Below are 26,957 nucleotides of genomic sequence, written 5' to 3'. Positions count from 1 at the left end.
TTTAGATCATCCTAAAGGAAGACGCTCGTCATCCCAAATATCTCCGAAGCCTGTTTCCAAGTGCCGCCCGTTCTCAACTTTACCTGCTCATCCCCTGCCCTAGCACAAACCGCTCCCCCTCATGGGGTTTCGCCCACAGCGTCCGCTCATGCTTGTAAACGGTCATCCCTGGCTTTGCGCCCTTTGGCTTGTAGACGTGTTTCGGCTCTGTGTAGACAACGGAGACTTGTTCACTTTGGCGTGCTCGACTGTAGTAAGCTGCCAAATTTGCAGTAAATTGCAGGTCAGTCACATCTGGAGCGGCACCTGGCGTTAAACGCAGTAGGACATGGCTGCCCGGAATTTCCTGCGTATGAAACCAGAGATCATAGTCTCCTGCTGTCCGAAACGTGAGCTGATCGTTTTGGCGATTGTTACGTCCGACAAGCACTTCGAGACCGCTGGGTGTGGTGTAGCGATAGGGATGACTTTGCGAGTCTTTCTGGGTCAAGTTAGCGTTACGATACTCTGGGTCATTCAAATAATGCTGTTGAATCAGTTCGTCACGAATTTCATCAAGGGTATTAAGGTCTTCAGGAGTCTGGTAGGTTTTCAGTTCCACGATCGCCGCTTCAACCTGCTCCAGATAGTGAATTTCGGCATTGACCTCTGTTAATAGGGGTGCGATCGCGTTGCGGGCACGCTTCAGCTTTTGATGCTGCTTGTAGAAAGCTTGCGCATTTTGCACCGCATTTTTTTCAGGATGCAACGGGATCGTCCTTGGCTCCTCAGTTGTGAAGTCGGGCAACGTAATCGCTGACATCCCTAACTGCCAGTGCTGCAAATTTGCCATCAGCAAATCGGCTTGCTCACGGTAGCGATCGGCAACCTCAGACTGCTGTAAGCGTACCTGAAACACGTTCGCCTTCACGCGCAGCTTTTCCAACACGGTGTGAAGCTTTTGAACCAATTGATGACGCAGTTGGACAAATTCCTGGCGATCGATCTGGCTAGTGTAGTAGCGATCAACCACCGTTTGAACGCGATCGACGGCTTGGGTCATGCCCCATCCCAGCACGGTGTAACCATCAGTCGTCCATCCAGGTTGAAAGGTTGCCTGCTCCAACGCTTGCAGCCACTCCTGCCAATGGTGAAACAACCGTTGCCAATCATTTTGCTGGAGGCTGTCAGTGGACTGGTCAGGGCTGAGTGCCGCTGCACTGATCAACGAGAGCGTGAGTGCAGAACTGAGTCCACGGTAGTTTTGCTGCAAATTGCGTCGCAGCGCACCCGGCACCAGGCTCACGCGCTCCTGCCAGCGATCGAAGGATTCCGTTAGCTTGGGCGTGGGATCGGTCAAGGGTGGCGGCAGTGTGTACACGTCCCCTGTCTGGATGGGTCGCACACTGGATTGCTGAGCGCTCACCTGATGGGCGGCTGTGACGATGACATTGTCCTGATTGGCAAGCACGACATTGCTATACTTACCCATGATTTCGACGTAGAGATGCCAGAGCGCTGGTTCTCCTGGACGTTGAGTAAACTGAAGATCAAGGGCACGTTCCCACGGCGCGATCGGAGCAATTGCATCCAACGCCAAACTCCCCAATTGGTGCTTTAGCTGTTGGCTAAACGTAAAGGTGTCTGGAGTGCGGGGTGGCGCATCGCTACTGCAAAGACGCGCTGCTTGAGGATGCCAGGAAAGCATCAGCCAGCCACGCTGTTTGAGGGTGCGTAAGCCTAGATAAACCGTATAGCGATCGCGCTGATAAACCTGCTCCAGGCGAGCTGGTAGCCATTCAGTTCGCAGTTCTGCGCCGATCGCGGTAAGGGTAGTAAAGTCAACTGGTTGCAAGAGATGTGAGGAGTAAAGGGTGGAGACGATCTGGCTGCACCATATGCTCGTACCAGTCTTTTTTTAGCGGTTTTGCCTGGTGGCACCGTTTTTTGTGGACTACGATAGAAGACTACGTTTTGCTAGGTTTCGTATCCACTTATGCCCTCAAACCGCATGGACATGAAGCTGATCAACATTGGGTTTGGTAACATTGTCTCCGCAGGCAGGGTGATTGCCATCGTGAGCCCAGAATCTGCCCCCATCAAGCGTATCATTACTGATGCGCGAGACAGTAAGCAGTTAATCGATGCTACGTATGGTCGTCGCACACGAGCAGTGATCATCACCGACTCCGGGCATGTTATCCTATCAGCCATTCAACCAGAAACGGTGGCGAATCGGTTCGTTTTCAGCAAGGATGCACAGAGCGATGCTTAACCTGGTAACACAGGTGCTGCAATAGATTTTGTGATGCTGGTGTCAAGTCGTAGAGCCAAAAGTTTAAAGACAGTTGATAAAACGATCGCCGCGACTCGAACTTAGCGTTTGTGTTGCCAGAAGGTGCTTTTTTAGTTGAAGATGAAGAACAAGATAAAGAATTATTAATATTCTATCGCTTTAGATCGTCCTTACTGAGGGTGGGAAGCTGGCATGGGAGCACTAATTGTTTTAACGGGACCAAGCGGGGTCGGGAAGGGCACACTGCTACGATCGCTGATTCAGCGTCATCCAGAGCTTTACCTTTCAGTCTCAGTCACCACTCGATCGCCGCGTCCTGGAGAGATTGATGGCAAAAATTACTATTTTGTCACCCGTAGTACTTTTGAGCGTATGGTTGCCAGCGGTGAACTGTTGGAATGGGCGGAGTTTGCTGGTAATTTCTACGGCACCCCCCGTCATGCTGTCGAAGAACAAATCCGTGATGGCAGACGCGTGATTTTGGAGATTGAGCTGCAGGGGGCACGCCAGATACGCCAAAACTTTCCCGATGCCCTCCAGATTTTTATTCTGCCGCCGTCTCTACTTGAATTGGAAGATCGCATCCGCAGTCGAGCACAGGACAGTGAAGAGGCGATTATCCGTCGTTTGCAGCGCGCTCGGACAGAGATCAATGCTGCCGACGAATTTGATACTTGCATTGTCAATGATGACTTTGCCAAGGCGCTCGATCGCATCGAAACCACTCTCTTTGCTACAGCGGCGCGTTAGCCAGAGTGCTACATCAGACACTACTGCGCCAGTTTGCCATTGCTAATTTGTCGTTGCTAATTGGGCTAAATTTAATGTGTTGCTAGAGGCGAAAGAGCAGCAACAAGACGGCTGCAAAGATTGCACCAGCAGTACCACCGAACAGAAACCCACGTGCCATCGCCAGCCAACCTTGAGGCGCATCTAAATCGGTGGGCGGGTTTGGCGTAGTCAGCGTCGCAATCGGCGGTGAGGGCATACTCTCGGCATAAATCGCGATCGCCAGTGTGGCAATTACAATCGTGCCGATCGTTGCAAGCAGTCCTGCAAAGAGCGCCAGATGAGTGTCGCGCAGAGGACCCAGTACCACAAAGGGACCTAATAACCAGAAGCCATGGGAGAGACCGACTTGTAGCCCTCTCTGAAACGACGATACGCCTTGACGATAGGCAGGCAACTGATTGATAAACCAACGGGTGAACTTGGAGCTATTGATCGGAGTCGCTAAGTTCCCGTCCTGGGGATTACTCACAGCGTAAGACGCTACGAACGGCAGTGCAGACTGTTTGAAGTCGCTTGATGTTGAGCACTGGCTCATTTGGTTTCGTGCTCCACCAGATTGATGGTCGGACTGGCTAACTGTCATACCTCTCCTCATTCCGCCTGTCCAAATTGCCATCACCCTCAAACCAGACATTGTTTAACAGACCGTGCTTAACAGACCGTTCACAACTCAAATTCTAAACTGAACCACATCCGTCATAATGTTGCGTTCAATGCATTTATGAGGATTGGTAGACTTAGGAGTTGTACAGAAACAGCATGGTAGCCGTCAGCCGTCAGCCGTCAGCGAAAAGCTGATCGCTGATCCAAAAGGGTGCAGTTATTTTTTTAGCAAGCTCTTAGGTTAGCTACAGAACAGAGCCAGACGCGGTTGGTCGATCGACCATTACACCATTATTCGTAGAGAGGGGCTGCGATCGTTTGCGATCGCAGCCCCTCTCTGCCATGACATCAATGTCTTTGCTTTGCGATACCCGACCCAAGCGATTTTAAGGCATCGGGTGAAACAGTAAATCTGGGAAAAAGCGGTTGAACTCAATGAGAATGCCTGCCGTGAACACTAACCAGGCAGTCAGAATCACAGGAGCCGTCGAAAGATACTTGAGGAAATATTGCATAAAGTGTTCTCCTGAAGACTGAAAACTCAACTCTAGATGACGAAATCCAAACAATGGACTCTGGACACCTTTTGCTCAGAGCGAGCCACACGAATCACGTCGTTACCTGATGTGCTGTCGCAAGTTGCAAGTCCAAAGTTCAAATTGTGCGGACAGGCTAACGGACTGAAACAGGAATTTCATCATCCTTCGCCGTCAGTTCACCCGTTGTGAACTCTTTGATGGCTGCCAGGGGCCAAGCAAACCCAGAAAGGGCATACTTTAGCGCCAGTGGAACGTTGATGATGATCTCATCTTGCTCGGGAGACGAGCCTTTCTTGACTGCCTGAAGGTAAGCACGACCAACCCAGCCAATCCAACCCGCAATATAGAGAAAGAGGATGCTTGGAATCGCAAATTCACCAGCGTGAGCCGCCGTTGGGTCAACGACCAGATGAGGTAGACCTTCTTCACCGCACAGAACGCCTGAATTGGCGTAGAAATCAAAGCGCTGCTTGGCTGTAGCGCTAACTGAGTCTTTTGCCCGCTGAGCGAACGCAGCTGAATCTTTACAAGGTGTTAGGTTAGAGGCACTGGCTGCGGGAATGGAGACAAACCCGAACCAGAGCATGACGACGAGCACTAGAGCAAACAACCGTTGCATGGAATTGTTTCCCTTCTTTTTAATTACAAAATTCACAAGACAAAACGCACAAGACAAAACAAGGCAATTTTTTGCACAAACCGCTTGGTTAAACAAATTAGAGGTCTTGCAACGGTCGGTTCACTAAATTAGCATCGTGCCGTTTGAAGCGACCCCTGATGCAGTCTAAGCTACAAGAGGCAGTTCATACCTTAAAAAAGGTACCAGCAAATGGCGACGGTTTTGGCGATTGAAACAAGTTGTGACGAAACGGCAGTAGCGATCGTGGACGATCGTCACGTTCTAAGTAGCGTCATTTCATCACAAATTGCCATTCATCAGCCCTACGGCGGCATTGTGCCCGAAGTCGCCTCGCGGCAGCACGTGGAGATTGTGAACGGCGCGATCGCCCAGGCAATGGACGAAGCAACGTTAGATTGGTCTAACATTGACGGCATTGCAGCCACCTGTACGCCCGGTTTGTTAGGTGCGCTGCTCGTCGGGTTAACTGCTGCAAAAACGCTGGCGCTCCTCCATCAAAAACCACTGATCGGCGTGCATCACCTGGAAGGACACATTTATGCGTCTTACCTGACCGCTACTGACCTCCAGCCGCCCTTTCTCTGCCTGTTGGTTTCGGGTGGACATACCAGCTTGATTTACGTGAAGGATTGCGGTCACTACGAAACCCTGGGGCAAACCCGCGATGACGCGGCTGGGGAAGCCTTCGATAAGGTAGCGCGATTGATGCACCTGGGCTATCCCGGTGGACCCATCATCGATCGCCTCGCAAAAGATGGTAATTCCAAAGCCTTTCCCCTACCAGAAGGGCAAGTATCGCTACCAACCGGAGGGTTTCACCGCTACGATTCCAGCTTCAGCGGCTTAAAAACAGCCATGCTGCGACTGACTCAAAAGCTCCAACAAGAAACCGAATCGCTGCCGATCGAAGACTTAGCCGCCAGCTTTCAGGCAACCGTTGCCAAAGCGCTGACCAAACGAGCGATCGCCTGCGCCCTTGACTACGGACTCAACACGATCGCAGTGGGTGGTGGAGTCGCAGCAAACAGCGGTTTACGTCAACATCTACAAACCGCCGCACACGCTCATAACCTGCGCGTCCTCTTTCCACCGCTCCAGTTCTGCACCGACAACGCCGCCATGATCGCCTGTGCTGCTGCCGATCACCTCAACCGAGGGCATACGTCACCATTAACGTTGGGTGCTCAATCACGTATGGCGATCGCCGATGTCATGCAGCTTTATGCCCACTCTTGATAGAAGGCAGAGGGCAGAAGGCAGAGGGCAGAAGTGGGGAGTAGGGAGTAGGGAGTAGGGAGTAGGGAAGGCTAAGGGTAAAAGGCTGACTCCTGAATTCTGACTCCTGAATTCAAACCTCAAAACTTTTAACTCAAAACTCTCCCCCTGCTTCCCCCGCTCCCTCTGCTTCCCCCATTTCCCCATACCTCTCTCCCCAGGTAGGGAAATCCACATCTGCCAGTGAGGTCATCCTCTCAGTACAATCAAAAACAACTAGCCAGTAGCAACACTGGATTCCCTTCTTTTCGTCATCAACCTGCTGAAATCAATTTGTTGAAAAGCCTGGAGTATCACTATGACGACTGTTCTCGAAAAGGGCAATATCAGTATTCATACTGAGAATATTTTTCCCATCATTAAAAAATGGCTCTACTCAGATCACGAAATTTTTCTGAGAGAGCTGGTTTCTAACGCTGTCGATGCCATCCAAAAGCTGAAAATGGTGTCTTATTCGGGTGAGCTTCCCGGTGACTTAGGCGAACCTGAAATTGTGATCACGATCGACAAAGCCCAGAAAACCCTGGCAATTACTGATACAGGTATCGGCATGACGGCTGATGAAGTAAAGCAGTATATCAATCAAGTTGCCTTCTCCAGTGCCGAATCATTTGTCGAAAAGTATAAAGCTGCTGGTGATCAACAAATCATCGGGCATTTTGGGCTGGGTTTCTACTCGTCCTTCATGGTGGCGCAGCGAGTCTATATCGACACCCTTTCCTATAAACCAGAAGCGCAAGCGGTGCACTGGTCGTGTGATGGTTCTACCGAATTTGAAATTAGTGAATCGACTCGGAGCGATCGCGGCACTACCGTCACGCTTCTCCTTCAGGACGAAGAACAAGAATACCTGGAGCCGTATCGCATCCGGCAGTTGATCAAAACCTACTGCGATTTCTTGCCCGTACCCATCAAGCTAGAAGTCAAAGAAGCGGCTCCAGACACGGCTCCTGCTACCGAAGCAACAACTGAAGCGACGGCTGAAGCAACCATCGAAGCCCCTACCGCGATCGAAGCGCCCGAACCGAAAGCACCGGAACAGATCAATCGGCAAAAGGCTCCGTGGAAAGAATCGCCCAGTAACCTTACGTCAGAAGACTATCTGGAGTTTTACCGCTACCTCTACCCATTTCAGGAAGAGCCGCTGCTGTGGGTGCATCTCAACACTGATTACCCCTTCGTCGTCAACGGCATTCTCTACTTCCCCAAACTCAAGCCCGACGTGGACACGACAAAGGGACAGATCAAGCTCTTCTGCAACCAGGTCTTCGTCAGCGACAACTGCGAAGAAGTCATTCCCAAGTTTCTGCTGCCTCTGCGTGGGGTGATCGACAGCGCCGATATTCCGCTCAACGTCTCCCGGAGCTTCTTGCAGAACGATCGCACCGTGCGCCGTATTGCCGACTACATCGCCAAGAAAGTAGGCGATCGGCTCAAAGAACTCTACCGTGACAACCGCGAAGAATACGTCCGCTGCTGGCAAGACCTCGGCACCTTCGTCAAATTCGGCTCCATCAACGACGACAAATTCAAGAAGCAGGTAGAAGACATCCTCATCTACCGCACAACCGCGAAGTTGGGTGAGGTGAGAGGTGAGAGGAGTGAGGTGAGTGAAGAGGCACCAAAGATTGAAGTGCAATCGGCTGACGGTGACGCATGGCAGGATGTATCCACTTCTTCCCCTGCCTCCCCTGCCCCCTCTGCCTCCCCTGCCTCTTCACCCCCCTACACGACTCTGAAGGAATACCTGGAGCGCAACAAAGACCAGCATCCCAACCGTGTCTTTTACTGCACCGATGAAGTCGCTCAAACGACCTATGTCGAGCTTCACAAGCAGCAAGGGTTGGAAGTCCTGTTCATGGACTCGTTTATTGATAGCCACTTCGTCAGCTTCCTGGAGCGTGAGCATCCCGATGTGAAGTTTTCGCGGGTGGATGCTGACCTTGACGAGACGCTGATTGACAAAGATAAGCCAGCCGATCTGGTTGATCCAGCGACGAATCAAACTCGGAGCGATCGCATCAAAGATTTGTTCCAAAAAGCGCTCAACAAACCCAAGCTCACCATTCGTACCGAAGCGCTCAAGTCCAGCGAGGCAAAGGGTGTACCGCCTGCAATGGTGCTACTGCCCGAACATTTACGGCGGATGCAAGAGATGACCGCACTGATGCAGCAGCAAGCCGTACAGTTCCCCGAAGAGCATATTCTGCTGGTTAACACCTCGCATCCACTCATCCAAAACCTGGTGAGCTTGAGTCAGGGAGCCATCATCCAAAGCGAAGGACAATCCCCCTCTGCTGAATTAGCAAACCTGATCTGCCACCACGTCTACGATTTAGCACTCATGGCGCAGAAGGGCTTTGACGCCGAAGGGATGCAAGCCTTCGTGGAGCGATCGAATGCGGTGCTGACCCAACTGACCGATCGCGCTTCATAGGGGGAGAAATCATTGCCAGATCCCCGACTTCTGAACGGCTCAGCCAGTTCAATCTGCATTGAATGCAGAAGTCGGGGATCTTTGTCTCCTACTTCCTGATTTTCAGTTAGTTGTATACAATAGTGAACTGGTTACCTATTTCGTAGACGCACACTTCGGAGATTGCTATGTCCCGTCAATGTCAACTCACTGGTAAAAAGGCAAACAATGCCTACGCCGTTTCCCATTCCCACCGTCGAACCAAGAAAGTGCAAGAAGTGAATTTGCAGTGGAAGCGGATCTGGTGGTCTGAGGGCAACCGTTGGGTGAAGCTACGGCTTTCCACAAAAGCAATCAAAACCCTTGAGCATAAGAGTCTCGGTGTCTTTGCCAAGGAAGCAGGCATCAATCTCAATAAGTTTTAGGGTGACTGGCAGGCTAGTTACAATGAGCACTGTTCGTAAGGAACGTGTCATAAAAAATCGGGTGATCCCTCAGGGTTGCCCGATTGCTGGTTTCAAGCAATCTTTTTGAGCCAAGCATTTGAAGCGATTTGACCACTGGTCAAAAAATGTTTGAAGTCCCGATCGCTTCAGGCACTCACGTGGGTACTATTGATGCATCTCTTCGTCCTAAGTTGGTAAAGCTTTCGTGAAGCGGCAATCTGCAAAACATACCATACAAGACAACGTCAACTATTCTGGCTGAATGAACGTTTTTACTGAGGTACGTGTTTACTAAGGTACGTGTACTGGCTACCCCTCCGTTAATTTGCTGATAATTTGCTGATTGCTATCTCTCTTTACTTCGGTCGAACTCGTGGCTTCCCGGTTGATTACAGGCTGTTTGAACTGTTACATAGTGAGCATCTACATCAGAAATTTGTGAGTCTTTAACAAAAAGCGATCGCTATCATTTTGCAGAGACCCCTCACTCTGCCCTCTGTAATGCCCATTTGCTCACTCTGTGAGTTCAGTCCAACCTCTCGCCTAGTCGCAGGAAGCAGCTATCATGTCAGACCGTAAATTAGCCAAGGCTGTTCAAACCCTTTTCAGGCAGGCTACCCGCCTCGCTCGTCAGATAAGTCGGGCATTCATGGCGTGGCTGTTGCGGACTGCCCTGGTTGCCAACCGCAACACGCGATCGACGGCAGGCTTCGTGTTGCCAACCACCATCTTACTTATTCTCATTGTGTCGTTAACAGCAGGTGCCCTGAGCTACCGCGCCTTTAACACCAGCACACGCACCATCAACGAAACGCAGAACCGCGTCATTTACAATGCGGCAACCCCTGCGGTCGATCGTGCCCGCGCCAAAATCGAATTTCTTTTCGACTCCACGAAAGACACCCGCTACCCTGGTGGTGTGCCGTCAACGGACTTTCTAGCATCAATGCTGCTCAATACCAGCCCCGGAACCTCTCTCAATGGTTCTGCGCCAGCGGGTCCACTACGCCTTAACGGTCTAGATCCCTACACACTGCCCGATGAACTGGCGTGGGGTACAGGCAACGGGTTTGCCACTGGACGGCTTGATAGCAATGGCGATGGTACGCCTGATAACGCCTGGGGCTTCCGGGCAGACACCGATGGCGATGGCACGGTTGATGCCACGATCGTCTACTCGATCGCTCTTTCGATTCCACCCAACACTGGCACTGGCAACAACATCACGCAGGGGTGGCAGCGTTTGGTTGCCCTTAGCGATGCTGACAAGGCAAGGGGTATCGCTGGCGCTGACCCTCGATCGCCCGTACCCTACGCTCGCACGGGTCCATTGAGCAACTCGCCTAGCGCTGCTGGATGCCGTGGCTCGGGTAGCGGTGGCTCTAGCGTTGAGCAGGGTTGGTATCAAGACACCAGTAACACCGCCGTTTTGCGTCGAAACTTTCAGGTGGATGCATTTGTACTGCCTGACGGTGTCACCAGAGAGGGTGGTACGGCTAACTTCGCCACTCTGGAGTTCCAGCAAGACCGGGTGCTCAACCGGGGCAACAAGTGGGGAGCCTGGTTCCGCAACGACCTGGAGATCTTTCCGGGTCCGCCGTTTCAGTGGAACGGGGCGATGCATACCGAGGGCAACCTGATCATTGGCAACAACAGCTTCAGCGCTTACTTAATTAGCGCACCGAACTCTTGCCTGTGGTACGAGTCTTCATCGGAAATTACGGTCACAGATGTCACCCCTACCGCCAACAACGGACAGGATTTTCAGGGGCAGGTAGTGAGTGGGCTGGTTGGTAACAACAACTATGGCGGCAGCAGCCTCGTTTACATCTGGAACCAGAACTTTGACCCACTAAATCCTAGTAAACAAACGCTCGATTCTGGTACCGACTCGGTTAACGGCAGCAGTCCCTTCAATATCTCGATTGATCCGTTCAAAATTCAGGAAGACAACAGCTACAAACCACGAACTGGTACAAACAATCGGGGTGTGCGGGTTGCAACTTATGACACCAGCAATCTGAAAAAGCGGATCTTTAACCGTACAGAGTCTGCGCCCTATGTCGATGATACCTATCGGGCAGACGATCGCTACGGTCCTAAGCAAAAGTACAGCGACCAGGTACAAATTCCAGCAGGCAAGAAAATTGGCGACCTGATTGCCGCCAGCGACAACGTTTCTGTTACACCCGGCACAATTACCCTTCCCGCCGATCCCTCCTTGACGGCTCAGAATGACCCGAACGCCAAGCCCGGTGACACACCCAACTTGGGCTTGGATGGCTACTGGGAACGTCGCGCGCGCTTCCAGGGCTTGCGAGTGCTGGTAGGGCAGCGTTTGGAGTTAGGCAATACCTACGGCTGGGTCACGCCTCAAGACCGTCCAGCTTCGGTTACCAATGATGCACAAGAGCAGACGTACCTTCAGACCGCCGCACCTGTACCCACAGTTATTAACGGTGCGGCAACGATCGGTAACGGCGATTACCGTCAATTGCGAAGCAACCTATATGTCAACTCGACTGACCCCAACGTCATAGACCCAGATAAGAGTGATGATGAGGGTGATCCTCTCTATCCAACGCACTCTACGACCCTTACTCATGAAGCTCGGCAGCGACGGGCGCTACGCGACAATTTGGCAGCCGTTCAAAGCACTGCTGTTTATCACGCAGCAGTTGACAAGGACTATCCGGTTGCGTGCATGGCAAGCGTAGTGCATCCCGGCTCACCGCTGACACTACAGCAGTCGCTGAACTTTGTGCCGACAGTGTTTGTCGATAGCACCGCAACAGGTGTTGACCCTGCCAATAACAACAACCCGAGCACAGTTGATACCGCGCTGATGACCGATTTCTTCAACGGTCGTGGTACGGATGGCTGGGAGTTTGATTCTCCTGGCGGCAACAAAGCAACATTCCTCACCGATATTGCGGATGCCAGCAGCCCCTTACGGATTGCGCTACTAAACCTGGCGCAGTTTGCAGGCGACCACGTTAGTGATACAAAAACGGGCGCGTTTCCACCCACGCAAGAGGCGGGTCAGATTCACCCTGATCCTGAGTTTGCGATGTGGGGGAACTTTTCAAACCTGCGACGGACGCTGGTGCGCTTAAATGCAGTTGGCTATGACAATCTCAGCATTGCTGACAAAACCTACATTCATACAGCAGCCTGCACATTGGGTATGTTGGCGTACAACGTCGATCGCGTCCAGCGGTTTGACCCCACCAACTTTAAGAACGATGTGATTCGCCCCGGTCAAGGTTCGCCGATTATGACCACGCTGGTGGGCGACCTTTACAAGCTGATGGATGGCACAGTCAATGAAGCGGCTGGCAACTTTGAAGTCTTGCCGAAGGGACGATTGGCAACCTATGGCTACGACCCGAACGGCGCATTTGATATTGCTAGTTACAATGCGCGGGACTACGATCGCGTTCCAGCGGAGGCATACCTCGGTAAACTGCGGGAGTACATTGCCGCTACCAACTCCACCATCAACCCCAGTAACGATCCCCGTTATCGCCTCGCCGAGCTAATCTTCACCTATTTCCAACTCCGGCGCGATCGTACCTTTGGCTTCCGTCCGTCTCCAGCCGCTAATACCTGGAACTTCAACCCGTACGTAGCACAAATCCAGGGCAAGCTTAATCTCTGGTCGTCTGCCTGCGACCCCAACGTGTTTGCCATCAACGACCCGACCGGAAAACAAACGGGCGAAAAAGGCGCGATCGCCCATGCTGGACCGATCGCCCCAGGCTCAACCATTTCCAAGTTTGAAGTTGATCCAACGGTCAGCATTTCGCGGCTGGCGCTGTCTCGGCTCTGTGGCACCGTCATTCCTCCCGGCGCAGTGCGCGACTATCCTGGTGATGTAGGGTTTCCGGCACGCAATGGACTTGAGGCAGGGAATACCACTACACCTCCTACTATTCCTGGTACTACGGCTGGAGATTTTGTTACCCCAAACTCACCAGACACCTTGACCACGCTGAGATACATTCCAAAGGTCGACGGTACAGCAGGTGCAACCTCTGTCTTTTCCGCAGATACGCCACGCAAGTCGTCGCTCGGCGTGAGCGCTACCTCCGCTTTCGCCTTCAAGGCAGGAGTAGCGACCTCTCAGACTAACCTGAATCGCTATGATCTCTACCCCTACACGGCTACTCCAACGGGTACAATTCTCAATAACAACGGCTACCCGTACCTGTCCGCCTCGGTAGCACCGAAATGGCCCGCCCTCTATTACCTTTTTCCAGAGGTGTCACACAGCCATTTGGGCGCGGTTGAAGACACTGGCGGTGCCACAATTACAACAGGTACACCACCGCTAACAACGCCTGTGGCTCCTGATGGCGTTGGCATTGGCAACCTGAAGGATAATAGTGGTGGTGGTGCTGTGAACTGGGAAGATGATGTTGACCATCGTCAGCCAACAGGACGGCTTACCTATCCGCTTGTTGCCTCTACGTTTGTTGGCACTCCACCCACTGCTAGTGCCAGCAACATCCTACCAGCGGCACTACAACCCTGGGCAGAACCCTACATTACTGATGCTTACATCAGCGCCGCCAACCAAACGGTGACATACAATCCAGTTGACACTCTCACAGCACCGATCATTCCGCGTTATAGAGACATGGGTTATGTCGTAGATGCGGCGGATGATCTTGATCCTGTCACTGCTGGCATACAGCAACCCATTAAATTCAAAGATCTAAAATCTGCCAATTCACTAACATACAATTACAAAACGTTTGGCAATCCTCTAGCTGATCTCTCGGTGGCAAGGCTTGCTCTTCAGCCCCGGAGACTGCCGAATACAGGAGGCTTTGTCACTGCCAATAATCCGTTTGCCATTTCCAACAACAACCCCTGGCAACTGCCTATTTCAACTCTGTCTAGTGTCTCCGCCGTAGCGCAAAACACGCCACCTAATCGTATTACGGCACCCAACGGTACTGCGGTGACAGGAATAACGGCTGTGATACCGTTCCTCGATCGGGCTTTATTCAACGGACGCGAATGGCTGCCTGCACGGGTGACAGATTTTGACCTGGGGATGCTGCGTCGTACAAAAGTGAACGCAACGGTAAACCTCGCCTCATTGCCCGTGACTGATGCAAGTGATGTTTGGCTACCTCTTAGCGGCATTGTGTATGCCTTCCGCGAAGACGCTGTGCGAGAAGATGCCATCAATCGTCCAGGATCGGCATCCGTCACTTATACCAACGCCGCAAGTCCCGACCCTGCATTGCAAACTGATCCAGAGGTCATCACCAATACGCTGATCTCGAAGAAGCCAGTGGACGGTGTGCCTGACCCGGATCGTCGCCCGTACGGCTTTCGCTTACGGAATGGCTCACAGCTCAAACGTCATGCGAGTACGAGCGTTCCGGCTCAAGACAACATTCGTGGACTCTCCTTCTTTACCGATAACCCGCTCTACATCATGGGGAACTTTAACCTCCATCAGGATGGGGCAGACGACACTGTTGGTGCTCGGTTGGAAGAGTTTAAGCAACAGTTGCCGAACGGTAGCTACAACGAAACTGATTTCTATGGTCGTACAGACCGGGAAAATGCCTTTGCCGATCGCGATGGCGATCGCTGGCGACCATCCGAAATTCTGGCAGATGCCATCTCGATTATTTCCGACACCTTCTGCGATGGGAGTGTCCTCGACACGTTCATGAGTGCAGGCGATGGGAGCAACGCGACGCTCATCCCCTCAACGTACGAGGGGCGAAACAGGACAGACTCCGGTTTTGCCTTCCCTGCGGGCTTCCTTCCTTATCGGGTCAGTGCAGGCAACAGCGGCGGTGCCAGCGTTTATACCACCACCGCCAGCGCTCTGTACGGACGGGGCTGCGTTAATGGTAGAGAAACCAGCTTCCTGAACCAGAACCGTCCTTCAAACAATTTGCCCACTACTCCGACAGTGGGAGGTGCCACTGCCTGGGGTTGGCTGCGAGAGAACCCCTATGACATCTTCTCGCCAATTAAGGTCTCACGTAATGGGGATGGTTTGGCAATTCAAGCGCAAATAGACTCGCGTCCGGCAAGCCAACAACCGCTGCTTCCTCCACTGCTTCCTGCAACTCCTGGCGCTTCGCCCTTGAGTGGAAAGCCACTGATGCCCCTTCCATATTCCAATGCTCAAGTTGGCGGCGCTTACTACAACATCGCCAATGATAGTCGGACGAGACAGGACGCTGAGAACACTCGCGTTAACACGATCGTCGTTAGTGGGCTGATTCCGTCCAAGAGCGGGCAATCTTACGGTGGTTTGCACAACTTCCCTCGCTTCCTGGAAGGCTGGGATCGCCTCTGGTTTGCAGGTTCCTTCTTGCAGCTCAACTTTAGCAACTACGCTACAGGTCCCTTTGACCAACAGGTTTGGGAGCCTGGTACAACGCCCACTGCGGGCAATGAGCGCATTACGTACTACAGCCCGCCCGCTCGTCTCTGGGGTTACGATGTTGCCTTACAGAAGTCTCCAGCCGGACCAGCCGCCGCACGCTTTGTCACCGCAACGAAAGACCGTAACGAGTTCTATCAAGAACCCGCCGCGAATGATCCGTATATTCGGAACCTCTGCCTGGCGCTGCCGAATGCCCTCTTCCCTGATGCCAGGTGCCCATCCTGATCCCGTCGAAATAACCATCCTGGAGCATCGTGCCATGCGAGTGAGTTCAACCCGGTCTGCCAGTGGATCTACTGAGCGATCGCAACCGTCTAAATTAGTGTCTCGATGGGCGCTATCGCGCTTGACAACCAATCGTCGATCGCAACCCGCAGAGCAAGGGCTGACGATTATTGAATGCTTGGTGGCGATCGTGATCATTTCGCTCACGGTCGTAGCGATTACGCCGCCTATCATGCTTGCGACTGCCAGCCGCATTCAATCGCGCAAGGTTGAAAAAGCAAACCAGGTCGCTCAGGGAGAGATCGATCGCGTCCGCCTGCTGGTTGAACGCGGCTCCTACCAACTGACTGAGCTGCCTGGAACGGTGGGTGCTATTAATGGCACTACCGCCAGTAACGCGATCAACTCGTTTGGTGCAGCTTCAGGTAGCCCGACTGGTGGTCCACTCTACTCCACAGCATCGTGTTCTACGTATCCAGGTGTGAGCGCTGCTGCGACCGACCTTGTTCGCGTGGATGTGGATGGCGACTGCACGCCAGAGTATGTCATGCAGGTTTTTCGCACACCGGGCTATGCGCCGTCTCCCCCAACTCCAACGGTGCCGTTTTCCTTTGAGATGGGAGTCAGGGTCTATGCTTACTATCCGCCACCGCAGCCCTTTATCCCACTCGACACAACAAAAGCATCGTTGAGGATGGGTACAGGACCCTTGGATTTGGCTGGTGGCAGGCGACGACCGATGGCGGTTTTGTACTCCAAGATGGCGCGTAACGATTCCAGTCGATCGCTCGGTCAGCTTTGCATTCAAAACGGCGGCACCACAGCCAACTGTAATTATTAATTTTCAGGCTTGATCCTTTTGCTAAACGGTAGAAATCATGGCTAGACCACGCGTTATCGCTCGTTTGAAACGGCTCTGGGCTGCCTACAGAAGGCGGCAACAGGCTGGGTTTACGCTGATTGAGCTACTGGTTGCGATGTTTGTCGGCGGTCTGATCACCGTGAGCCTGCTGGCGCTGGTGGTGCAGTTGGTCGATGTCAACCAGCGCGATGCCTCTCGCAGCGAAACCCAGCGAGATATGCAGGCAGCCATGAACTACATCACCCAGGAGCTTCGAGAAGCCGTCTTTGTGTATGACGGCGATTGTCTTCAGGGTACCGCCGCGATTACGGCTGCCAACTTTGGCACCGAATGCCCTGGTGTCATTAACCACATTCCAGCCGGACTGACTGCGGCTAGCGCTGGTAGTCAGCCAATCCCCGTCCTTGCGTTCTGGCGTGCCGACCCTCTGCCTCAGGGTTTGCTTGCCGCCTGTGCCACCAACTCAGGTAGCCTGGACGAACCGGATGCCAGCTTTCCAGCCGCAGTCTTGGGCGTACCTTGCCTTTCGGGTCGAAGCTACACACTTGTCGTCTACACCCTCGTTGTTGACTCCAGCACAACCGATACCTGGCAGGGACGTGCGCGGTTAGTACGCTACCAGTTACCTCAGTTTGCAAGTGGTGCGACTACTGCCTTGCAAACCAACCAGGGCTACGTCGATCCACTATCATCCCCGAACTCTAGCTTTCAGCAGTGGCCCTTCCAGTTAGCTACAGTGAACAACGTCTCTTCGGTAACGAATGCTCAATCAGCCCGTCCGCCAGGAGCAGATTTGAATGCTGTGATTGCCACTGGTAGTGCGCAAGTGCTGGTTGATTATGTGGACGACGGTCAATTAGCCAGACCGACGCTGTCGTGTCCAGACAGAGCAACGAGTGCCAACCCTTTTGCAGCGACTCCTGTAAGTAATGCTGCGTTTAACTTCACTAATATTCGGAGCTTCTATGCCTGCATACGGGGGAAAACCTATCAGGCACCAAGCACCGAACAAAGCGTCAATCAGGAAGTGCAGGTCTTTTTAGTTGGCAACGCGCAGGGACGACCAGGGTTCCCGTTGAGAACCGCTTTGCCCAGTGGCGTGATTGAAAGTCAGGCGTTTCCGCTGTCAACAAGGGTGCTGACGCGAGGCATCGTCAACAAGAGTCCCAAATAGTAGTCTGTCTACCTGGAGGAGAACGACGATGAAGCAACGAACTCGCTTAAAGCGCTCAACTGGCGGTTTTACACTGCTTGAGCTGCTGGTGGTCATTATTGTTATTGGCGTGTTGTTTGCGATCGCGGCTCCCGGTTGGGACACCATTTTGAGCCGTCAGCGCGTCTCTGCTGCCCGTGAACAGGTCGTGCAGACGATTCGCGTCGCGCAAAGTGATGCCAGACGCTCTCGATCGCCACGAGCCGTTGTGTTTGATATGAGCACAGCGAGTAAACCCAGAATCGCTAACGTACCGTACATCCCAGATAATACTCAGGCGACTGCGAACAGAAACACTGTCCTTATCAACAACACCAGCGGTGCCTGGGTGCTGCTGGGCAATGGTAACGTCAATGCAGGTACCCTTAGACTGACTGTGAATGGCGCAACGACCAATGCCGCAAACACGTTTCCTCTACTGATCTTTGACGGAAATGGCGCGATCGCCCAAACGCCACTTGTGCCCGCGACTCAAACGATACCGAGCGTAATTACAGTCTCACGCGGCAACAACACAGGCAGAGCTACCGATCGCTGTGTGGTTGTCGCAACTCTTCTGGGAGCGATTCGCACAGAAGAAGGGGCGTTTAATGCAGGCACTGGCAAGGGCTGTCCTCTCTAATTGCCGATTCTTAATTGGGCGTTGCTGAATGAAAATATGAATTGCCCTCATCCCAAACCCTTCTCCCCAAGGAGAAGGGCGTAGAACTCCTGTTCCCTCTCCTTTTGGGAGAGGGCTAGGGTGAGGGCGAATTTAGGCATTCATACATCAATTCAGCAACGCCCTTAATTGTTGGTCACTTTTAGTTCGTAAACATTCCAGAGAGAGCCGCGCGTATCTAAACCAGAGAACTGTACGCCTTTAACGCGATCGCGGATGGCTGAGAGTGCTGTAGGTGTTACCAGATGGATCACAGGCAACTGTTCCTGGACAATGCGTTGAAAGTCAGCGTAGATCTGTTTGCGTTTATTTTCGTCATACTCTCTTGCCCCGGCGATGAACAGGCGATCGATTTCCTGCTCCCAATCTGAGACAACCCAGTTTTTGATGGGTGGCGAACCAACGCTGGGACCTTGATTAAAGTCATGAGAGGTGCCGGAGCTAGTCCAGTAGTTCGCGCCGTCATTCGGCTCTACGCCACCTGTGTAGCTGATGAAGTAGCATTCCCAGTTACGGTTGCCGACGCTCTCGACCATCACGTTAAAGTCAACCGGATTCAGGTCAAGCTGAATGCCAATGCGCTTTAAGTCTTGCTGCATCTGAGCAGCGAACTGTTGCCCGCTGCGGCTGCCTGCGGGCAGGATCATCGTAAACCGAATGCGGTTGCCATCTGCGTCAAAGAGTTGTCCTTTCGGATCGTATTTGAAGCCCGCACCCGTCAACAGTGCCTTTGCTTTTTGAGGGTTGTGTTCATAAACCTTCAAGCCTTGCTGGGGTGATAGAAAGTAGGGGCTTTGCACAGAAATCGGTGAGTTTTGCAGTTCGCCAATCCCGCGAAACAGGTTGTTGATGATGCTCTGGCGATCGAGGGCGTAGGCAATTGCCTGTCGAAATGCTTTGTTGGTAAACCAGCGCGTTTTGATAGGGTCAACGAAGGGTTTGCCGTCGGCGTTCGTCGCACGATTCTGGTTTAGTGCAATAAAGGTCGTGCCTGAAGCGGCTCCACCATTGAGAATCGCAAACTTACCGCGCTGCTCCTCGCGCTTGAGCAGAGAAAAATCTTCGGGACGTAACCCAGCCATATCCAAATCGCCAGACCGAAAGCGCAACATACGCCCATCACTGTTTTCCACGACTTGCCAGATGATGCGATCGATATACGGCAAAGCTTCACCTTGAGCGCCCTTACGCCAGTAATAAGGATTGCGGCGATAAACGATCCGCTGGCTGCTAGTGTAGCTTTCGATCGTATAGGGTCCGTTCGTGACGATTTCGGTTGGGTTAGTATCAGTGCCCCAGGTAGAGAGAAACCGAGGATTGCCATCGGGTCCTTTCGTGAAAACCGTTTGACGGAGGCTGTGAGCGGGCAGAATTTTGGCAACCAGTGCCCGAACAAAGGGTGAAGAGGGTTCTGGCAGGATGAACTCAATGCGGCGATCGTCCAGTTTCTTCACATCTGGTAAGAGCTTTTTTTCGCCAATGCGAAATGAATCCCGCACATCAGTGGGAATGGTTTCGTTCAGATACACATCTTTGTAGCTGAACAGCACGTCGTCTGCTGTTAAGGGCTGACCGTCTGACCATTTCATCCCTTCCCGTAGAGTGAACGTGATGCGCTTTTTATCCGCTGAGACTTGCCACGATTCTGCCAGAGCCGGAACAACCTCTGCCGTAAGACCATGTTCATCCACCAGCCCATCGAAGGTGAAGGAGAAGACATTCGGCACGGAGTTATTGAGCGCGTAGTTGAAGGTTTTGGGGTCTGTAGTCGTGCTGATGACAAGCTGTGGGATGCGAGCTGCTTGACTTTTCAAGTTTTGCGGTTGGCAGGCAGAAAGGACGATCGCTGCAAGCGCTAAGCCAGCCAAAAGCCAGTAACGCCACCGTTGAATGTACGCAAACGCTGCCACGCTCATAACCAATTCCCACGCTTTCTAATGGATTCGAGACTGACCAGATTCAAAACACTGGAACGTTTACCAGTCTACTGTCGGTAGCTTCTAGTCTAAAGTTTAAAGCTTAACGCGATGTGCAACTAATTCGCCCTCATCCCCACCCTGCTCCCTGGGGAGAAGGGCTTCCAGACCGTTCCGGTTCCCTCTCCCATCGGGAGAGGGCTAGGGTGAGGGCAGTTTTGGCAGGCATTTTAGGAAAGTCGCACATCGCGTAAGCTTAGCTTCGCCCAGTCACCGATAACCCATCCACGATGAGCGACGGTGTGTAGCAAGAGCCGTTCCAGTCAGCATCGCCACCCAGCGCAATCAATTGCTTCAGCGCCGTATAAACGTTGCCAGACACCATCGTATCTTTGACTCGACCGATCACCTCACCGTTTTTGACGCGGTAGCCCAGGTCAACGTTGATGGAAAACTCGCCCGAAATGCCTGCCCCGCCACCGAGCATTTGGTCGATAATCAACCCATTGTCGAGGGTGGCAATCAGTTCTTGTAAGGATTTACCTGTAGCAGCGCTGCCTGCGGGCTGAATGATGATGTTGAATAGTCCAGGAGTCGGGTAGCTACCCAAGCCAGGGCGAAAGCCATTGCCCGTAGTGCCGCTGCCGATCGCCCGTCCTGTCGTGAAATCGGCGTAGAAGAGCTGTAGCACACCGCGATCGATGAACGTGATGGCGCGAGTTGGTGTGCCTTCGTCATCAAACGGACAGCTAAAGGGACCGATGTTGGGCTGCTGGGAAAGGGTCAAGCCTTCAGATGTGACGCGTTCGTTCAGGCGATCGCTCCAGGGTGATGCACCTTCCAGCACTTGCTTGCCGCTGAGTGCCGACTGCACCGTACCCCACAGCATATCAGCAGCTTTAGAGGTGAATAAAATCGGTACGCGTCCGGTTGGGGGTGGCGTGTTGTCTTTCGCCCACTCCAACCGCTGCAAAATTTGGTGTGCCACGGCGATCGGATCAAGGCTCTGCCGCTGTGTCTGCCCATCCGAAACGCACAGAAAGTCATCGCCGCGCACCCATTCGGCGGAGAGGTAGCAACTGAGAGTCGTGTCGGTGTAGCCGCAGTCTAAACCGTTGGAATTGAGCAGGCGGGTGGTTTCAGCATCACATTCCCACTCAGCGGTGCAGATCAGGTCTGGGTTCGCTTCACGAACGATGGCGATCGCCTCTCGTCCCCAAGCGACTAATTGCTCCACGGGCACCGTTTCGCCTAAGTCTGGATACTGAGTTTTGGCGGCACCTGCTAGCTCGATCGTTTCTGGTTCGTTAAGCTGGCTCAGGGCGATCGCTCGATCAACCAACGCCTGTGGCTCGACCGGACCGTAGGCAACCGCTAAACCAGGACAACCGTTTCGCCACAGGCGTAATGCCGTCCCTTCTGCCTGAGCGCTTTCTAGCTGCTTAAGGCGATTTGCCTCAAAGAAAACTGGATATGCTAGCGATCGCGATTGTAAAACTTCTGCCGCTTCTGCCCCTGACCTGGCAGCCAATTCCAGCAGTTGATCTGCTAAGGTTTCGTGTTGCAAGTCGTCGGAACTCATAATATGTGAGCGAACGGAATGTGAGTAGGGAGCTTTTAGCGGTCAGCTATCAGCTTTTAGCGGTCAGCTATCAGCTTTTAGCGGTCAGCTATCGGCTTTTAGCGGTCAGCTATCAGCTATCAGCAGTCAGCTTTTAGAGGCAGAGCAGGCGCTAAACGGCGAATAGATGCTTAACCGCTGGTTTCTTAAAATAAACTCATGCTTGTAAGAGCAGTCAGCCAACTGCTACACAGAGGCAAATTGCACCAGTCAATGACTCCTGCACTCATCGCTGACCGCTGATAGCTGACCGCTGACCGCTGATAGCTGACCGCTGACCGCTGATAGCTGACCGCTGATAGCTAATTGCTTACTAGAGATCACTTTACGCTAAGTTGACCGTCTGTAATAGCCAAAAGCCAGCGAACGCTTCGATGTTGGGATCGGCTTGAATGGCAAGGAAGTGAACGCCACGACACTGCTGTTTCGCTGCCTCAAAGTTTTGCGCTTCGGTTTTTACCTGTGAGTTCGCAAGGCTGGCGAGATTCCAGCGATCGTTCAGCCCCGTCTCTAGCAGCAAGCGGTTGGGATAGTCGCCGTCAAACTTCACGCCAGCTACCTCTAAACCCGACATCCAGGCAGCTAAGGGAGTCGCACGCGCCGAAAAGATCAGCAACCCCGGAATTTGGGCTTCTGGTGCTAACCCTGCGAGAGCAAGAGGAAACGCTTCACCAAAGTCGATCGTCCACTCGTTCATCTCGGCGATCGCACTGGCTGGCAGCGTGACGAATTGCCATTTTTCTCCTAGCAACGCATCGGGCAATGGCTGCGGCGGCGTTTTGGCAAAACTAACAGAAGGATTGGTACCCGGTTGGAACCCTGGCAGTGCGGGATAAACGTCCTGAAGGCGCTGCTGAAGCCACTGATTCAACACAAACGTGCGCTGGCTGAGTTGAGCCGGAATCCCTAACTCTGTGCAGGCTTTAACGATCATGTTGTTCATTGCCTGCCGGAAAAAGCGGATTTTGTCGGGAGGGTTGGGTGCCTGCGCGATCGCCGCTTCAATGACACCTTTCAACCGCACCGAGTTGACTTCAGCACTGGAGCAAAATTCGGCATAGCGAAAAAGGGATTCGGGCTGGCGATCGACCGTCAATGGGCTTTCGCAAACCAGCACTTCCCAGATTTTTTTCTTGTTCTCATCCAGGATGGGACGAGAGTAGAAGTCGAGTTCCCAGACGGTGAGCATAGGGGAGAGAGGGGTGAGGAGTAAGGGATGCAGGAGAGGCAGGGGAAGCAGGGGAGGCAGGGGAAGCACTGGTTAATTGAGGATTCAGCAGTGAACAGCCAGCCTAAGGCTTTTAGCCTTTCTCTCTCCGCTCCCCCTGCTCCCTCTGCTCCCCTTGCTTCCTCCGCCTCCCTTCACTCTCCCAAGATCGCTATTCTCGCCCGGTCTTGACGCGATTCGGCTTCTGCCATGACATCGGCGGTTTTTTCCAGCATTTCGCCGGGGTAGTTTTCGAGCACTTTTGTGGAGAGTGAAATTCTGCCTTTGCCTTCATCCAGACCTGCGATCATGGCTTTGATGGGTTGCCCGACCTGAAATAAGCCTGTCAGGGATTGGATGTAGTTTTTGCTGATTTGGTTGATGTGCAGCAACCCAGTGGTGCCGCCAAATTCAACAAACACACCAAAGGGTTTGATGCTGGCAACTTTGCCGTCTACCAGTTGCCCAATTTCGAGTTGGCTAAAGCTGGCAGTGCGGGTAGCAAGGCGGTTAGAGAGCACGAGCTTGTCACGAGCCTGATCAATTTCCAGGATGCTGGCGCTGAGTGTGGTGCCTTTGAGCGCTTCGAGGTCTTCACGTTCGACGAGGTGCGATCGCGGAATAAACCCCCGCAACCCTTGTATATCAACCGTGACACCACCTTTATTTACGCCTGTCACTTTTACCTGGTAGCTCTGATTGCTATCTTGAGTTTCTGCCAACCGATCCCAGGCTTGCTTAATCTCCAACTGCTTCAGCGAGAGCGTGACCTGACCATCACCGTCTTGCTCGCGGATGATCAAAAACTCGCACTCTTCGTTGAGGGGGACGATCGCCGAGGGATCTGTAACACCCCGCAGGCTTGCTTCATTGGCAGGCAGAAAGGCGAGTGACTTCGCGCCAATATCGACGTAAATACCATCAATTTCGTAATTGACAGCCTTACCTGTAATCATCTGCCCTTGCTGAAATTGGTAATTGTGTTGCTCCAGCCCTCTCTCAAAGTCCTCCATCGAAAAGGACTCAGCGGCTGGGCGAGTTGATTTAGCTTCCATGAGACAAGCGAACATAGTCGGCTTTCCTACTATAGTCCGTTGGGTTGGAGAGTTTTGAGTTTTGATTTAATTTAGCGGTTAGGGCTTTGCGGTTTAATAACCGACCAATTAACCACGGTTAGCGGTCAGCGGTTAGCGGTCAGCGGTCAGCGGTCAGCGGTTAGCGGTCAGCGGTCAGCGGTTAGCGGTTAGCGGTTAGCGGTCAGCGGTCAGCGGTCAGCGGTCAGCGGTCAGCGGTCAGCGGTCAGCGGTCGGAGTGTCGAGCGTTGAACTCGGAGTGCCGAGCGTTGAACTCGAAGTATCGAGCGTTGAACTCGGAGTATCGAGCAATGAACTCGAAGTATCGAGCAATGAACTCGGAGTGTCGAGCGTTGAACTCGGAACATCGCGCTTGGAGGTCGGAGTTTTGAGCCTAGAGGTCGGAAGGTCGAGCTTAAAAGTCGGAGTTTTGAGCCTGGAGGTCGGAGTATCGAGCCTGGAACTCGGAACATCAAGCTTGGAGGTCGGAAGGTCGAGGTTTGAACTCGATACGCCACGTCCAAACTTGCAAATTCCGCTTCTGGCTCACACATGCTTCATCCTTTAGCCCTTAGCCTTTCCCTACTCCCTACTCCCTACTCCCTACTCCCTACTCCCCACCCCTCTCCTTTCAACACGCTTTCAAACAACTCCTTCACCTTCTCCCACGCATCAGCAGCGGCTTCAGGACTGTAATCGGGACGCTGATCGCAGAAGAAGCCGTGACCAGAGGGATAGCGGAAAAAGCGATGGTTGATTTGATGCTCTTTGAGCGCGGCTTCGACCTGATCGATTTGCTCCACTGGAATCAGGGGATCGGTGGTGCCGAAGAAAGCATAAAGAGTGCCGTTGATTTCTGGCGTACGAGTGAGCGTGGGCGCGCCGCCACCGGGAGTCATCGTGGCAATGCCAGCACCATAGAACGATGCTGTGGCTTTGACATCAGGCAGGGTGGCTGCTAAGTAGACAACGTGTCCGCCAAAGCAGAAACCGATCGCACCGATCGCGTCCCCTTCAACCGTTGGCAATGTTCTGAGGTAGGCGATCGCGGCTTGCACGTCGCTTAACAGCTCATCGGCTCTCGTTTGATCTTTATATTTGCGTCCTAGAGTGGTACTGTCGGCATCGTAATTGCCTTCAAAACTGGGGGCACTGCGCTGAAAGATGGCAGGCGCGATCGCCACATACCCTTCTTTAGCAAGGCGCTCTGTCACACTGCGAATATGACTATTCACGCCCCAGATTTCTTGAACAACCACAATGCCGGGATAGGTGCCGCCACCCGTTGGTTCTGCGAGGTAAGCATCAATTTGCAAGTCGTCATGAGAAATTCTGACAGCAGTCGTCTGAATTGCGTGGTTGGTCATGGTAAGAGTTAGCTCAGATAAGTATTGGCTCAGATTAGATAAACAGTCATCGAACTCTAAGCTTCACTGCAACGGGCTAGAATCTCGTTGCTTGCTGTCGTTCGTAGTGCGATCGCACTGCATCGGTTCACTGCCCTTCCAGAAATTGCCACAGATTCCTGAACATCACAACCACTTCCGAATGATGTTGGTGAGAGTAACAGAAGTATTGTTTTTTAAATAACATCTTCTTACATTGCACCTGCCTGGGTGAAGCTGTCTTAGCCTTCAAGCCTTTAGGCTTGTCTAAGGATGCAAGACAATGCTGCATCAAGGAGTGCTGCATCTAAGATAGAGCTAAAGATAAAGATGTGTGATCCCTACGACTGAGTCGCATCGTTAAACGCTTCCTTTAGAGCGCGTGGAGGCTCTTGCATGGTTCAGTTTCATATTCAGACGGAAAGCGACATTCCAGCATCGACACAGCTTTACAACCAAATTCTGTTTGCGATCGCGTCGCGTCAGTATCCACCAGGACATCGACTGCCCAGCACACGTCAATTGGCGATGCAGACAGGCTTACATCGCAATACGATTAGTAAGGTTTATCGTCAGCTTGAAGATGCAGGCGTGGTTGACGCGCAAGCAGGTTCTGGTATCTATGTGCGAGATCAAGCGCATGAAGATGTGGCAAAAGTGCGATCGCCCATTCTTGACCAGCATCCCGAAGCCTATAAGGTGGTGCAAAATAGCCTGGACGACTTGCTGAAGCGGGGCTGTTCGCTGAATCAGGCGCGGGAACTCTTTCTGGCAGAAATTGATTGGCGGCTGCGCTGTAGTGCTCAGGTGCTGGTGACGGCTCCCACGCACGATATTGGTGCAGGTGAAGTGATTGTACGTGAGTTGGAGCGAGCGCTCAATATTCCGGTGCAGTTGGTGCCGATCGAAGAGCTGGATCAAATTCTTGATCAAACCCGCTCTGGTACGGTTGTCACCAGTCGGTATTTCATTGCTCAGGCAGAGGCGATCGCCGCTCCCAAATCGGTGCGCGTGATCCCCGTTGATATTTATGACTTTGATGCCGAAATCAAGCTCATCAAGCGGCTTGCAAAAGGCACCTGTATTGGAGTTGTGAGCCTTAGTTCCGGTACAGTCGGCGTGGCGGAAGTGATTATTCACAGTTTGCGAGGCGAAGAACTGCTGGTGATGACGGCTCAAGTGGGCGATGGCTACAAGCTAGGTGCGATTGTTCGCAGTGCCCAAACGATCATTAGCGATCAGGCAAGCTGTAACGCCGTCAAGACCGCCATCTCTGCGGCGAGAGAAGACTTGATCCGTCCACCACAACTCGTTTGCTGTGAAAACTTCATCGTTTCAAAGTCGATCGAGCTGCTAAAACGAGAGCTTGGCTTGGAGTAAG

Annotated in this window: 21 protein-coding genes; 11 read left to right on the top strand and 10 right to left on the bottom strand. The window is 52.7% G+C overall.

Annotated features, from left to right (window positions below; translation table 11 throughout):
* Positions 1 to 79: 79 nt before the first annotated feature.
* Positions 80 to 1,834, bottom strand: a complete 1,755-nt coding sequence (locus tag AC5JO6_RS16900; protein WP_496082233.1) for an Rqc2 family fibronectin-binding protein — start codon at positions 1,832 to 1,834, stop codon at positions 80 to 82.
* Between the two features lie 156 nt (positions 1,835 to 1,990).
* Here AC5JO6_RS16900 and remA point away from each other — a divergent pair, with 156 nt between their 5' ends.
* Together remA and gmk are read left to right on the top strand one after the other, a co-directional pair.
* Positions 1,991 to 2,254: an extracellular matrix/biofilm regulator RemA gene (gene remA / locus AC5JO6_RS16895; RefSeq protein WP_496082232.1), complete on the top strand. Its 264-nt coding sequence runs from the start codon at positions 1,991 to 1,993 to the stop codon at positions 2,252 to 2,254.
* A 213-nt stretch (positions 2,255 to 2,467) separates the two neighbouring features.
* Positions 2,468 to 3,025, top strand: coding sequence for a guanylate kinase (gmk, locus tag AC5JO6_RS16890; RefSeq protein WP_496082231.1), 558 nt, complete (start codon positions 2,468 to 2,470; stop codon positions 3,023 to 3,025).
* An 82-nt stretch (positions 3,026 to 3,107) separates the two neighbouring features.
* On the opposite strand, the gene AC5JO6_RS16885 is transcribed toward gmk, so the two are convergent.
* From AC5JO6_RS16885 to AC5JO6_RS16870, 4 genes are all read right to left on the bottom strand, one after another.
* Complete coding sequence (locus tag AC5JO6_RS16885; protein ID WP_496082230.1) at positions 3,108 to 3,650, bottom strand: photosystem I reaction center subunit XI; 543 nt, start codon at positions 3,648 to 3,650, stop codon at positions 3,108 to 3,110.
* Between the two features lie 265 nt (positions 3,651 to 3,915).
* A complete protein-coding gene (locus AC5JO6_RS16880; RefSeq protein WP_496082229.1) occupies positions 3,916 to 4,050 on the bottom strand; it encodes a hypothetical protein in 135 nt (44 codons plus the stop codon).
* A gap of 6 nt (positions 4,051 to 4,056) precedes the next feature.
* Positions 4,057 to 4,185 carry a photosystem I reaction center subunit IX gene (gene psaJ, locus AC5JO6_RS16875; RefSeq protein WP_190449101.1) on the bottom strand — a complete coding sequence of 43 codons (129 nt, stop codon included), beginning with the start codon at positions 4,183 to 4,185 and terminating at the stop codon, positions 4,057 to 4,059.
* A gap of 157 nt (positions 4,186 to 4,342) precedes the next feature.
* Positions 4,343 to 4,828 (bottom strand): Photosystem I reaction center subunit III, encoded by a 486-nt coding sequence (locus AC5JO6_RS16870; RefSeq protein WP_496082228.1) that lies wholly within the window; start codon positions 4,826 to 4,828, stop codon positions 4,343 to 4,345.
* Positions 4,829 to 5,038: 210 nt separating this feature from the next.
* Between AC5JO6_RS16870 and tsaD the strand changes: the two genes are divergently transcribed.
* The 7 genes from tsaD to AC5JO6_RS16835 all read left to right on the top strand — a co-directional run bounded on the left by tsaD (position 5,039) and on the right by AC5JO6_RS16835 (position 18,335).
* Positions 5,039 to 6,085, top strand: coding sequence for a tRNA (adenosine(37)-N6)-threonylcarbamoyltransferase complex transferase subunit TsaD (gene tsaD / locus AC5JO6_RS16865; protein ID WP_496082227.1), 1,047 nt, complete (start codon positions 5,039 to 5,041; stop codon positions 6,083 to 6,085).
* A gap of 337 nt (positions 6,086 to 6,422) precedes the next feature.
* The gene (htpG, locus tag AC5JO6_RS16860) at positions 6,423 to 8,561 is read left to right on the top strand and encodes a molecular chaperone HtpG (RefSeq protein ID WP_496082226.1); all 2,139 of its coding nucleotides are present in this window, start codon (positions 6,423 to 6,425) and stop codon (positions 8,559 to 8,561) included.
* A gap of 167 nt (positions 8,562 to 8,728) precedes the next feature.
* Positions 8,729 to 8,965 carry a 50S ribosomal protein L28 gene (rpmB, locus tag AC5JO6_RS16855; protein WP_496082225.1) on the top strand — a complete coding sequence of 79 codons (237 nt, stop codon included), beginning with the start codon at positions 8,729 to 8,731 and terminating at the stop codon, positions 8,963 to 8,965.
* 586 nt (positions 8,966 to 9,551) lie between these two features.
* The gene (hpsA, locus tag AC5JO6_RS16850) at positions 9,552 to 15,638 is read left to right on the top strand and encodes a hormogonium polysaccharide biosynthesis protein HpsA (RefSeq protein ID WP_496082224.1); all 6,087 of its coding nucleotides are present in this window, start codon (positions 9,552 to 9,554) and stop codon (positions 15,636 to 15,638) included.
* A complete protein-coding gene (locus AC5JO6_RS16845; RefSeq protein ID WP_496082223.1) occupies positions 15,604 to 16,479 on the top strand; it encodes a type IV pilus modification PilV family protein in 876 nt (291 codons plus the stop codon). Before hpsA ends, AC5JO6_RS16845 begins: the two co-directional genes overlap by 35 nt.
* Before the next feature lie 37 nt (positions 16,480 to 16,516).
* Positions 16,517 to 17,674: a PulJ/GspJ family protein gene (locus AC5JO6_RS16840; RefSeq protein ID WP_496082222.1), complete on the top strand. Its 1,158-nt coding sequence runs from the start codon at positions 16,517 to 16,519 to the stop codon at positions 17,672 to 17,674.
* 28 nt (positions 17,675 to 17,702) lie between these two features.
* Positions 17,703 to 18,335, top strand: coding sequence for a pilus assembly FimT family protein (locus AC5JO6_RS16835; protein ID WP_496082221.1), 633 nt, complete (start codon positions 17,703 to 17,705; stop codon positions 18,333 to 18,335).
* Positions 18,336 to 18,499: 164 nt separating this feature from the next.
* Here the strand turns inward: AC5JO6_RS16835 and AC5JO6_RS16830 are convergent, their stop codons facing one another.
* Positions 18,500 to 20,290: an ABC transporter substrate-binding protein gene (locus AC5JO6_RS16830; protein ID WP_496082220.1), complete on the bottom strand. Its 1,791-nt coding sequence runs from the start codon at positions 20,288 to 20,290 to the stop codon at positions 18,500 to 18,502.
* A 256-nt stretch (positions 20,291 to 20,546) separates the two neighbouring features.
* Positions 20,547 to 21,872: a TldD/PmbA family protein gene (locus tag AC5JO6_RS16825; protein ID WP_496082219.1), complete on the bottom strand. Its 1,326-nt coding sequence runs from the start codon at positions 21,870 to 21,872 to the stop codon at positions 20,547 to 20,549.
* Positions 21,873 to 21,877: 5 nt separating this feature from the next.
* Between AC5JO6_RS16825 and AC5JO6_RS16820 the strand changes: the two genes are divergently transcribed.
* Complete coding sequence (locus tag AC5JO6_RS16820; protein ID WP_496082218.1) at positions 21,878 to 22,009, top strand: hypothetical protein; 132 nt, start codon at positions 21,878 to 21,880, stop codon at positions 22,007 to 22,009.
* Positions 22,010 to 22,236: 227 nt separating this feature from the next.
* On the opposite strand, the gene AC5JO6_RS16815 is transcribed toward AC5JO6_RS16820, so the two are convergent.
* The 3 genes from AC5JO6_RS16815 to AC5JO6_RS16805 form a co-directional block, all read right to left on the bottom strand.
* Positions 22,237 to 23,100, bottom strand: coding sequence for a Tab2/Atab2 family RNA-binding protein (locus AC5JO6_RS16815; RefSeq protein WP_496082217.1), 864 nt, complete (start codon positions 23,098 to 23,100; stop codon positions 22,237 to 22,239).
* Between the two features lie 173 nt (positions 23,101 to 23,273).
* Positions 23,274 to 24,173 carry a S1 RNA-binding domain-containing protein gene (locus AC5JO6_RS16810; protein ID WP_496082216.1) on the bottom strand — a complete coding sequence of 300 codons (900 nt, stop codon included), beginning with the start codon at positions 24,171 to 24,173 and terminating at the stop codon, positions 23,274 to 23,276.
* Positions 24,174 to 24,787: 614 nt separating this feature from the next.
* Complete coding sequence (locus AC5JO6_RS16805) at positions 24,788 to 25,558, bottom strand: dienelactone hydrolase family protein (RefSeq protein WP_496082215.1); 771 nt, start codon at positions 25,556 to 25,558, stop codon at positions 24,788 to 24,790.
* A 414-nt stretch (positions 25,559 to 25,972) separates the two neighbouring features.
* Between AC5JO6_RS16805 and AC5JO6_RS16800 the strand changes: the two genes are divergently transcribed.
* Positions 25,973 to 26,956, top strand: coding sequence for a GntR family transcriptional regulator (locus AC5JO6_RS16800; protein ID WP_496082214.1), 984 nt, complete (start codon positions 25,973 to 25,975; stop codon positions 26,954 to 26,956).
* Position 26,957 lies beyond the last annotated feature (1 nt).

The sequence above is a fragment of the Tildeniella sp. genome, assembly GCF_059505325.1.
Note: the sequence above shows the minus strand (reverse complement) of the source record. Positions and strands in the feature narration are given on the sequence as shown.